The 2,163-nt window shown below is 68.9% G+C and carries 2 protein-coding genes and 1 pseudogene; all 3 read left to right on the forward strand.

The genetic code is table 11. The annotated features are described in order from the left end of the window. The coding region (locus AOK17_RS38200) for an alpha/beta fold hydrolase (protein ID WP_055617207.1) at positions 1–769 on the forward strand (769 nt) is incomplete at its 5' end. Further along, positions 766–1,779, forward strand: a complete 1,014-nt coding sequence (locus tag AOK17_RS38205; protein WP_055617208.1) for a VOC family protein — start codon at positions 766–768, stop codon at positions 1,777–1,779. The genes AOK17_RS38200 and AOK17_RS38205, both read left to right, overlap by 4 nt. Before the next feature lie 114 nt (positions 1,780–1,893). Next, a pseudogene (locus tag AOK17_RS38210) lies at positions 1,894–2,163 on the forward strand (DUF6174 domain-containing protein); the annotation flags it as partial.

A 2,163-nucleotide genomic window follows, 5' to 3' on the forward strand; every position in this document is an offset into this window, starting at 1 on the left:
CCTGCACGGCGGCGGCCCCGGCGCCTCCGGTGTCTCCAACTACGGGCGCAACATCGCGGCCCTGGCCAAGAAGTACCGGGTCGTGGTCCCCGACCTGCCAGGCTACGGACGTAGCACCAAAGGCATGGACGTAGCCGATCCGTTCGGCTACCTCGCGGACCACATCCGCGGCGTCATGGACGAACTCGGCCTGGAGCGCGCCCACTTGGTCGGCAATTCCTACGGCGGAGCCTGTGCGCTGCGCCTCGCACTGGACACGCCCGGCCGGGTCGACCGCATGGTGCTGATGGGGCCCGGCGGTATCGGCACCACTCGCTCGCTCCCGACAGCAGGCCTGAACAACCTGCTCAACTACTACGGCGGTGACGGGCCTTCCCGGCTGAAGCTGGAGACGTTCGTCCGCCAGTACCTGGTCTTCAACGCCGCCGACGTCCCGGACTCGGCGATCGACGAGCGCTACCGGGCCAGCATCGACCCGGAGGTCATCGCTGCCCCGCCGTTGCGCCGTCCGTCAGGCCCGAACGCGTTGCGCACGCTGTGGAAGATGGACTTCACCCGTGACCGGCGCCTGGACCGCCTCCCCGTGCCCACCTTGGTGCTGTGGGGCGCCGAGGACCGTGTCAACCGGCCAACCGGTGGGCGCATGCTGGCCGACCGGATGCCCGACTGCGACCTGTATGTGGTCGCCAACACGGGTCACTGGGTGCAGTTCGAGCGGGCCGAGCTCTTCAACCGGCTGTGCGCCGACTTCTTGGCGGGCCGACGATGAACACGCCTGGGAACGCCTCGGTGTTCGGTGCCGTCCACCTCGGCTGCGTCGTCATCGAGACCAATCGCTTCACCGACTGGCGCCGCTTCGGCACCGATGCCATCGGCATGCACCACGACGCCCTCGACACGGACTTGATGCGCTTCCGCCTCGACGACCAGGAGTGCCGCTTCCTGCTCCGGCGCGGCCCGGCCGAGGACGTCGTCGCCACCGGCTGGCACGTCGACGACCATGCCACCTTCGAACGGATCGAAGCCCGCATACACGCCCACGGCGTTCCCATGGCCCACGGCACGCCCGACGAAGCCGCCCTGCGTGGCGTCGAACGTCTGCTGCGTTTTCCCGGCCCCAAGGGCATCACCCAGGAGATCTACACGAACCCGCTCAAGTCGGCGGAGCCGCTGCGCATGCGGGCCTCCGGGTTCGTCACCGGCGACTCGGGGATGGGGCATGTCGCGATCACGTCCGCCAAACCGGCCCTGCTCCGGGGCTACTTCGACACCGTCTTCGACGCCCGCCTGACCGACTGCATCGACGAGACCATCAACGGCGTCAAGCTCAGGATCCGCTTCCTGCGCGTCAACGAGCGCCACCACTCCATCGCCGTCGCCGCCGTCCGGGGCCTGCCCGTCGACCCGGTCCGCACCCGCGTCCAGCACCTCAACATCCAGGCGGCCAACCTCGACGACGTCGCCCAGAGCTACCGGCGCGTGTGCGAACTCGGCTTCGACATGGCCCTGTCCGTCGGACAGCACACCAACGACAAAGAGCTGTCCTACTACGCCCGTACGCCCTCGGGCTTCGAGTGGGAGGTCGGCTGGAACCCCGTCGTCATCGACGAGAACACCTGGGAACCCAGCACCCACCAGGGCATCAGCATCTGGGGCCACACCCCCGTCGGCCGGACCATCGTCGACAAACTCGACCAGTTCCGGCTCGCCGCCCGCTCCCTGGCCCGCCGGGAGGACACCGTCCCAGCCCTCAGCGGCACCGGCATCCCTGACAGCTGACCGGGCTGCCGCCCTTCGGGAGGTCTCGGTCAGTCGTCCACGGCATGGGCACTGCCCCCGAACGTTCCGGGACCGGTCGGCGTCATAGCGGTAGCCGTCCCCGAGGGAGCCACCATGACCGCCGTTCGCATGACCACCCTTCACTCCAGTCGTCGTTGTGTGTCCGTCACCGGACTGGTCGGAGGGCTGTTGTGGGCGACCGTCGCCTGCGGCACGGAGTCGTCCTCGGGATCCGGATCCGCCCCGGTGGGCAACCCCGAGCCCACGACGTCCCCGAGCGGGACAACCTGGAAGGAGCCCGGCTCGTACGTCTACACGCTCAAGTCGAGTGAAGGGGAACGGAGCCTGATCGGCACCTTCCGAGTGACCGTCCGCGACGGCAAG

Origin of the sequence: Streptomyces phaeochromogenes, from assembly GCF_001418655.1 — a bacterium.
GTDB lineage: Bacteria > Actinomycetota > Actinomycetes > Streptomycetales > Streptomycetaceae > Streptomyces > Streptomyces phaeochromogenes.

Bases quoted from the DNA above. Each gene is read 5' to 3' on its own strand.
- AOK17_RS38205 (WP_055617208.1), top strand. From the start codon at position 766: ATGAACACGCCTGGGAACGCCTCGGTGTTCGGTGCCGTCCACCTCGGC.